At 68.0% G+C, this 8,698-nt stretch carries 6 protein-coding genes; 5 read left to right on the top strand and 1 reads right to left on the bottom strand.

Features of this window, described 5'->3' with window-relative positions:
• Positions 1-215: 215 nt before the first annotated feature.
• A complete protein-coding gene (locus ACM0PY_RS20910; protein ID WP_180885839.1) occupies positions 216-1,256 on the bottom strand; it encodes a DUF1176 domain-containing protein in 1,041 nt (346 codons plus the stop codon).
• A 158-nt stretch (positions 1,257-1,414) separates the two neighbouring features.
• On the opposite strand from ACM0PY_RS20910, the gene recJ reads away from it, so the two are divergent.
• The 5 genes from recJ to ACM0PY_RS20935 all read left to right on the top strand — a co-directional run bounded on the left by recJ (position 1,415) and on the right by ACM0PY_RS20935 (position 8,539).
• The gene (gene recJ, locus ACM0PY_RS20915; protein ID WP_180885837.1) at positions 1,415-3,172 is read left to right on the top strand and encodes a single-stranded-DNA-specific exonuclease RecJ; all 1,758 of its coding nucleotides are present in this window, start codon (positions 1,415-1,417) and stop codon (positions 3,170-3,172) included.
• Between the two features lie 143 nt (positions 3,173-3,315).
• Positions 3,316-6,228: a DUF2135 domain-containing protein gene (locus ACM0PY_RS20920; protein WP_180885835.1), complete on the top strand. Its 2,913-nt coding sequence runs from the start codon at positions 3,316-3,318 to the stop codon at positions 6,226-6,228.
• Between the two features lie 147 nt (positions 6,229-6,375).
• The gene (locus tag ACM0PY_RS20925) at positions 6,376-6,555 is read left to right on the top strand and encodes a hypothetical protein (RefSeq protein WP_495493297.1); all 180 of its coding nucleotides are present in this window, start codon (positions 6,376-6,378) and stop codon (positions 6,553-6,555) included.
• Positions 6,478-7,603, top strand: a protein-coding gene (prfB, locus tag ACM0PY_RS20930) for a peptide chain release factor 2 (protein WP_111008336.1) whose coding sequence is annotated in 2 segments (ribosomal slippage) — positions 6,478-6,552 and positions 6,554-7,603 — 1,125 coding nt in all. Because the reading frame shifts where the segments join, the coding sequence is not laid out codon by codon here. Before ACM0PY_RS20925 ends, prfB begins: the two co-directional genes overlap by 78 nt.
• Positions 7,604-7,756: 153 nt before the next feature.
• Positions 7,757-8,539: a helix-turn-helix transcriptional regulator gene (locus ACM0PY_RS20935; protein WP_019661470.1), complete on the top strand. Its 783-nt coding sequence runs from the start codon at positions 7,757-7,759 to the stop codon at positions 8,537-8,539.
• The last annotated feature ends 159 nt before the right edge of the window (positions 8,540-8,698 follow it).

The raw sequence follows: 8,698 nt of genomic DNA on the forward strand, positions 1-8,698 counted from the left end.
CCCCCCCGGTTTTGGGGGGGTGGCCGGCCCGCGGCCGCCACTACCGCAGATAGCGGCGCCTCAACGGACCTCGCTCACCACCGTTGGCAGCGTCCAGTGCCCGATGGCGGCGACCGATCGGGGGCGGATCCGTTTTCCATCGGAAAACGGCTCTGACCCCCAGGGTTTGCCGGGGTTGCCGGCCAGCGGCCGGCACTACCACAGGAAGCGGCGCCTCAACGAAGCTCGCTGACCACCGTCGGCAGCGTCCAGTGCCCGCCGAGCATATTGCGACACTGGCCCGTCGTGAAATCGCTGCTCTTCACGAAGCGCTCGCCGTCCCACACCCAGTCATTGGCAGAGATGCAATCGCCAACGCCGCGGCCTCGGAAACGGCCTCGCAATGTAGCATCGTCGCGCTCAAAATCTTCTGCGAGGTCGGTGACAAAGGTCGCCTGGTAAGGTGATTTGTCTCGCACCACCCAGTAGCCGTTGCTCATGTTGTAGGGCCCCACGAAGCAGCTGGTGCTTGCCAGCACATGTTGGGCGTCCAGTCGCTGGATCTCGATCTCATCCGTCCCGCCCTCGCTCAGGCGGCCGCACTCATCCGGCTTGGGCAGGCTGGCGATCAGTGCCTTGCGCAGGCCCGGTGCTTTCGCCAGTGCCGCGTCCGAGGCGCGCGGTGCCACCAGCGTGCCGCGCACGATCACTGGCACCGGCAACGCCGCAGGCACGCCTGCTTCGGGCTTGTCGCCACGCCGCACCAGCGCACCGGGGGTGCCCAGCCGGCCCTGTGCCTCGTCCATCTTCAGCAGTACGGCCGCTGCACCGCGGTCGGAGATCGGCCAGGCCTTGCCCTTGCCGTCGATGATCTCGATGCGTGCCTGGCGCGGCAGTGCGGCGACCAGTGCATCGGTCTGTGCCTGCTGCAACAACACTTTGTCCCCGTCGCCGGTGTCGCGCACCGGGCCCAGGTCCTTGCCGTTCAGGCGCAGGCGCAGTGCCCCGGTCGGCGTCGGGCTTTCGCCATCCTCGCCATTGCGCAGCCGCGCGATCACCTTCGCACCCGGGCCGCCGGCGCGCTCAAGCATCAGGCTGAGCAGGTTGCCGGGTTCTTCCGGACTGTAGCCGGCGGCGCGGCAGGTGCGGGTGTTGTCACAGGCCAGCGACCAGTCGTTGTGTTCGAATTCGACCCCGGGCCTGGGCTCAGGCGTCGCGGAGTGGGCGGCCGGGGCCACGGTGAGTGCCATCAGCGCGGTCAGCAGGGTGCGGGTCATGGATGGAAGTCCGTTCCAGGGCAGGCAAGCATGGAAGATGCGGTCGTGAAATCCAAATGCTGCTGGCCGAAGAGCCAAGTTGCCTCGTCAGCAGCGGCAGCCGACCGGGGGAGCGGTGCACGTTATGATGTGCGGGTCTTTCGCAACCGGCGATGCCGATGTCCCTTGCCGCCGATGGTGCGCAGCCGCCCTCTGATACACCGCTGATCCGCCGCCGCGACGCGGTCGTGCCCGGCAGCTGGCCAGAGGGCACGCTGCCATTGCTGGCCCGACTCTATGCCAGCCGTGGTGCGGGAACGCCAGAGCTGGCGCTGCCGAAACTGGGCAGCCTACACGCGCCCGAGCTGCTGACCGGTATCGATGATGCAGTGGGCCTGCTGATCGAAGCCATCGCCAACGACAAGCGCATCCTGGTGGTCGGCGATTTCGATTGCGATGGCGCCACCGCCTGTGCGGTCGGCGTGCGTGGCCTGCGCATGCTCGGCGCGCAACACGTCTTCCACGCGGTGCCGAACCGCATGGTGCATGGCTACGGCCTGTCGCCGTCGCTGGTGGAAGAGTTGGCCGCGCTGCAGCCGGACCTGCTGGTCACGGTCGACCACGGTATTGCCTGCCATGCCGGTGTCACCGCGGCCAAGGCGCGCGGCTGGCAGGTGCTGGTCACCGACCACCATCTGCCGGGGCCGCAGCTGCCGCCGGCCGACGTGATCGTCGATCCCAACCTGGATGGCGATGCCTTCCCCAGCAAATCGCTGGCCGGTGTTGGTGTGATCTTCTATGTGCTGATGGCGCTGCGCCGGCATATGCGCGAGGCCGGCGTCTTCGCAGATGGCAAGGGGCCGGACCTGACCACGCTGCTGGATCTGGTGGCGGTGGGCACCGTTGCGGACCTGGTAGCGCTGGACCCGAACAACCGTGCGCTGGTCAGCGCAGGCCTGCGCCGTCTGCGCGCAGGGCAGGGCTGTGTGGGCCTGCGTGCACTGATCGAAGCCAGTGGCCGGGATGCCGCGCGACTGACCGCCACCGACATCGGCTTCGCACTCGGCCCGCGCCTGAACGCGGCGGGCCGGCTGGAAGACATGGCGCTGGGCATCGCGCTGCTGCTCACCGAAGATCCGCGCCAGGCGCGCGAGATCGCGCAGACGCTGGAGCAGATCAACGCGGAACGCCGCGCCGTGCAGCAGTCGATGACCGACGATGCCGAGCAGGCCCTGACCCGCGTGGTGCTGGACATGGCCGGGCAGCGGCCGGTGGCCGCTTGCCTGTTTGATGCCGACTGGCATCCCGGTGTGGTCGGCCTGGTCGCTTCGAAGATGAAGGATCGCCTGCATCGTCCGGTGATCGCCTTCGCTCCGGCCGAACCGGGCGCCGACACGCTGCGTGGCTCTGCGCGCTCGATTCCGGGGCTGCACATCCGTGACGCCCTGGCGCTGGTCGATGCGCGCCATCCGGGCCTGATCGACCGCTTCGGCGGTCACGCCATGGCGGCCGGCCTCAGCCTGCGGCTTGACCACGTTGATGACTTCAAGGCCGCCTTCGTCGCCGTGGTGCTGGAAATGCTCGACCCGGCGGCACTGCAGCAGCAGGTGCTCAGCGACGGCGAACTGGCCGCGGACGAGCTCGATCATCGCCACGCCGATGCGCTGCGGTTGGCCGGCCCATGGGGCCAGGGCTTCCCCGAACCCCTGTTCGACGGCCACTTCGAAGTGGCCAACTGGCGCGTGCTGAAGGAGCGCCATCTGAAGCTGGAACTGCGCCTGCCGGGCGTGCCTGGCACGATCAACGCGATCCACTTCGGCGGCTGGCACGGCAATGCGCCCGGCCGACACGTGCACCTCGCCTACCGGCTGGCCTGCGACGACTATCGCGGCGGCAGCGCCATCCAGCTGATCGTGGAGCACTGCCTGCCCACCTGAGAAAAAGGGGACGGAGGGGATTAAGTCGCAACTGGCAAGCAGGGCATAAGCGACTTAATCCCCTCCGTCCCCTTTTGGGGTCTCCCAACCCCGTTACGGCTGCTGGTGCGTTCAAGGGTCCACGATCCCACTGGAGTCCGGTCATGGTCTTCGCCCGTTGCTGCATTGTGTTGTTGCTGGCCCTTGCGGCCTTGCCCGCTGGCGCGCAGTCGCCGCCGATCTCCCGGCCGCAGGCCGCCACGCCGCTGCTGATCGCACCGGCGGCTGAGCAGGCGGTCCAACTGCGACACGCCCGCATCGAGGGCGGGGTCCAGGCGGGCATCGCCCAGACCCGGATCATCCTGGAATTCCACAACCCGAACCGGCGCGTGCTGGAGGGTGAGCTGCAGTTCCCCCTGGCCGATGGCCAGCAGATCAGCGGCTTCGCGCTGGATATCAACGGCGAGATGCGTGACGCGGTGCCGGTGCCGAAGGACCGCGGCCGCCAGGTGTTCGAGGAGATTGCCCGCCGCGGCGTTGACCCGGGCCTGCTGGAACAGACCGCCGGCAACCAGTTCCGCCTGCGCATCTATCCGCTGCCGGCCGGCGGCAGCCGGCGCGTGCAGCTGGTGATTCGCGAGCCGTTGGCCTTCGCCGGCCAAGGCTGGCAGTGGACGCTGCCGCTGCAGTTTGCCGCCGGTGCAGCCTCGGTTGAACTGAAACTGCAGGCACCTGGCACGACCACCGCAGGTACGGCGCCATTCCGCATCAGCGCGGGCCAGCTGCAGTGGCAGGGCAAGGGGGCGCAGCTGCCGAAGCAGCTGCAGTGGGATCTGCCGGCGACCCGCCAGGCACAGGTGCAGGTGGCGCCCTGGCAGGATGGCCACTATGTGCTGGCGCAGCTGCCGGTGGCGGCCAGCAGCACGCCGCGCAAACTGCCGAGCGAAATCGGCCTGCTGTGGGATGGCTCCGGTTCGGCGGGCCAGCGCGATCACACACGTGAGTTCGCCCTGCTGAATCGCTATTTCGCTGCGCTGCGCGACGGCACCGTGGCCTTGACCGTGCTGCGCGATCGCGCCGAGCCGGTGCGTCGCTTCCGCATCCGCGCCGGCAACTGGAGTGAACTGCGCGCAGCCCTGCAGGCCGTGCGCCCGGACGGTGCCAGCGCGCTGGCACAGTGGCAGCCGCAGCCGGGCGTGAAGGAATACCTGCTGGTCAGCGATGGCCTGCTGACCTATGGCCCGGAACAGCTGCCGGCGATGGCACCCGATCAGCGCCTGTTTGCGGTCAGCAGTGCCGGTGCGCGCACCGATGCCGTGCGACTGCGTGGTTGGAGTGAGGCGCATGGCGGTCGCTTCATCGCGCTGGGCAAGGATGTCGACGCGGCCGCGCATGCGCTGCTGGCGTCGCCGTTGGATGTGCAGGTCGATGCAGGGCGCGGCGTGCAGGATGTAGTGATCGATCGGCGCAGTGAAGCCGACGGCTGGCTGTGGCTGCACGCACGACTGGCAGCTGACGGCGTGCCGATGCGGGTGCGCGTGGGTGGCGGCGAGTGGGAAGCGCTGCCAGCGACGCAGAAGAGCAAGGACGGTGAACTGCTGGCCGGTTTGTGGGCGCAGGCGCGCCTGCAGCAACTGGCCGTCGACCGCCGCGGCAACCGTGAGGCCATGCAGCGCCTGTCGCAGCAGTTTGGCCTGGTCGGGCCGGACACCTCGTTGATCGCGCTGGAGACGCTGGAGGATTACCTGCGTTATGCCATCCGTCCGTCCGGCAAGCTGCGCGCGGACTACGACGCGCGGTTCGCACGGCAGGTGACAGACCGCGCCGCTGCTGATCGCCAGCGCCTGGATGAGCTGGCGGCACGCTGGAAGGAGCGGCAGCAGTGGTGGAACCGCAGTTGGCCGAAGGGAGCGCCGCCGCAGGTGAAGGGTGGGGCACTGGAAGTGGCCTCCGCGGACTACGCGATGGAATCGGCGCCGGTGGCGACGCTCGCCGCGCCGCCCCCCGCGGCACCGCCCGTCCCGGCACCGATGGCCGCCGCCGCCGAGCAGCGCATGGAAGCCAGCAGCGCGCGTGCACGTCGCTCGGCGCCTGCATCGAACAAGGCCCTGGATTCAATCACGGTCACGGGTGGCCGTGTCGCTGCGCCCGCTGCCGCCAACGATGGCCAGCTCGGTATCCAGCTGGCGGCCTGGCAGCCGGACTCGGCCATCGCCCGGCGCCTGCGCCAGGGCCCGCCGTCGCAGCTCTATGACCGCTATCTGGCCGAGCGCGATGCCCATGCCGACAGCAGCGCCTTCTTCCTCGATGTGGCCGACCTGCTGCTGGAGCAAGGCCAGCGCGAGCTGGCACTGCGGGTGCTGTCGAACCTGGCCGAAATGGATCTGGATAACCGCCACCTGCTGCGCGTGCTCGGCTATCGGCTGATGCAGGCCGATGCCCCCGCGCTGGCGGTGCCGGTGTTCGAGCAGGTGCTGGCGATGGGCCAGGAAGAACCGCAGAGCTTCCGCGACCTCGGCCTGGCACTGGCGGCGGCCGGCAAGCCGCAGCAGGCGCTGGCGCCGCTGTACCAGGTGGTGGTGCGGCCGTGGGACAGCCGCTTCGATGGCATCGCCCTGATCGCCTTGGATGAACTGACCAATCTGGTGGCCCGCAGCACGCCCCGGCTGGATACCACCAGCATCGACCCGCGCCTGCTGCAGGCGATGCCGCTGGACCTGCGGGTGGTGCTGTCGTGGGATGCCGACAACAGCGACATGGACCTGTGGGTGACCGACCCGAACGGCGAGCGCGCCTACTACGGCAACCGCCTGACCTACCAGGGCGGGCAGATGTCGCAGGACTTCACCGGCGGCTATGGCCCCGAGCAGTTCTCGCTGCGCAACGCCAAGCCGGGCAGGTACAAGGTGGAGGCGAACTACTTTGGCAGCCGCCAGCAGCTGGTAACCGGCGCAACGACACTGATGCTGCGGCTGACCACCCACTGGGGCACGCCGAAGCAGAAGGATCAGATGGTGACGATGCGGCTGAAGGACCGTGCTGAGACCGTGCTGGTGGGCGAGTTCGAGGTTAAATAGTCAACTGCCCCAAGTGGCCGTCCGAGGGGGGCAAAGGAAGACCCTCGTCGACGGCGCTCTGGGGCAAGAAGGCCCTGTGTGGGGTCGGCCGCAGCCCGGCCGGCTCCCCGCGCCAAGGCTGGCATCGCCTGCCTGAATGCAGCGCCAGTGCATCATGCTGGAGCCCCGGCGCAGGCCCAGGCCCTCATTCCGGGCATCCCCGGCCTGCGGTATCATTACCAGTCATCTTTTGAATGCATAACCGCCGACATGATCGAACTGAATCCTGTCCGCCAGCGCATCACCGATCTGACCGATCGCGTGCTGTCGCTTCGGGGGTATCTTTGACTACGACGCCAAGAAAGAGCGTCTTGAAGAAGTAACGCGGGAGCTGGAAAGCCCCGACGTCTGGAACAACGCCGAGTACGCCCAGAACCTGGGCCGCGAGCGTTCCAGCCTGGAAAAGACCGTGGGCGGGATCGCCTCGGTGCTCGATGGCCTGAACGACGCCACTGAACTGCTGGAGCTGGCCGAGTCTGAGCAGGACGAGGAGACCGCACTGGCGGTGGTCGCCGACCTCGACAAGCACCAGGCGCACGTGGAGAAGCTGGAGTTCCAGCGCATGTTCTCCGGCGAGATGGACAATGCGGCCGCGTTCGTCGACATCCAGGCCGGTGCCGGTGGCACCGAAGCCCAGGACTGGGCCGAGATCCTGCTGCGCATGTACCTGCGCTGGTGCGAGTCGCGCGGCTGGAAGACCGAACTGATGGAAGTCTCCGGTGGCGACGTCGCCGGCATCAAGTCGGCCACGCTGCGCGTGGAAGGCGACTATGCCTACGGCTGGCTGAAGACCGAGACCGGCGTCCACCGCCTGGTGCGCAAGTCGCCGTTCGACTCGGACAACCGCCGCCACACCAGCTTCACCTCGGTGTTCGTGTCGCCGGAAATCGATGACAACATCGACATCACCATCAACCCGGCCGACCTGCGTACCGACGTGTACCGTTCGTCCGGTGCCGGTGGTCAGCACGTGAACAAGACCGAGTCGGCGGTGCGTATCACCCACATCCCGACCAACATCGTTGTGGCCTGCCAGACCGGCCGCAGCCAGCACCAGAACCGCGACAACGCGATGAAGATGCTGGCCGCCAAGCTGTATGAACTGGAGATCCAGAAGCGCAACGCCGAGAAGGACGCGGTGGAAGCCACCAAGTCCGACATCGGCTGGGGCAGCCAGATCCGCAACTACGTGCTGGACCAGAGCCGTATCAAGGACCTGCGTACCGGCATCGAGCGTTCAGATACGCAGAAGGTGCTGGACGGCGACCTGGACGAGTTCGTCGAGGCCAGCCTGAAGGCCGGTTTGGCCGTGGGCTCCAAGCGCGCCGATGCCTGATCGACGCGCCTGCGCGGATTTCCTCACCCTCGTGCGCAATGCCGAGGGTGGCTGATCACGCTTCTGGTAGAGCCGAGCCCATGCTCGGCTGCTGTTGGCGCAGTAGCAGACGCGTCGAGCATGGCTCGACGCTACAAAGGTTAGGACGGGCCGATGATGCGCAGCGAAAGTGAACGCAAGGAACTCGGCGGCTTCCTCAAGGCCTGCCGCGCCCGTGTCGACCCCGCCACGCTCGGCCTCCCGGCCGGGCGCCGGCGCACCCCGGGCCTGAAGCGCGAGGAAGTGGCGCTGGCGATCGGGGTCAGCGTCAGCTGGTACACCTGGATCGAGCAGGGCCGTGAAGTGCGCGCCTCGCCCGAAGTGCTGGAGCGCCTGGCGCAGGTGCTGCGCATGAGCGACGACGAGCGCGCCTACGCGTTCGCGCTGTCCGGCTACGGCGTGCCGCTGGAATCACCGGACGAGAGCGTGACCGATGGCCTGCGCCAGCTGGTGGAGGCGATGCAGCCGATCCCGGCCTACGTACGCAATACCCGCTTCGACATCCTGGCCTGGAACCCGGCCATCGCCGATCTTTTCGTGGACTACAGCCAGCTGGCGCCGCATGAGCGCAACACGCTGCGGCTGATGTTCCTGTACCCGCCGTATCGCACGCTGATCCTCAACTGGGAAGAAATGACCCGCGGGCTGCTGGCGGGCTTCCGCGCGGCGATGGCGCAGGCCCCGGACAAGGCCCCGTTCCTGGCGCTGGTGGAAGACATCGCCGCGCACAGCGAAGAGTTTCGCCAATGGTGGCCGGAGCACGACGTGCGTCGGTTCGATGAAGGTGCGAAGAAGCTCAACCATCCCACGCGGGGGTTGCTGGACCTGCAGTATGTGGCGCTGGTGCCGGAGAGCCGGCACGACCTGTCACTGGTGACCTACCTGCCGCGAAAGTAGGGGTTTACGGCAGGGCTTGCAGCCCTGCACCCGCAGAGGCCGAGCAACAGCAACAGCAACAGCGGGCATTCCGTTGGATGGCGGGGCGGTGTGGGTTGGCAGGACACGCCGTAAACCCGTCCATGGGGGCTCGTTGGCGCCATGGATGGCGCCATCGAG

The organism is Stenotrophomonas sp. BR163, from assembly GCF_047520985.2.
Classification (GTDB): Bacteria; Pseudomonadota; Gammaproteobacteria; order Xanthomonadales; family Xanthomonadaceae; genus Stenotrophomonas; species Stenotrophomonas sepilia.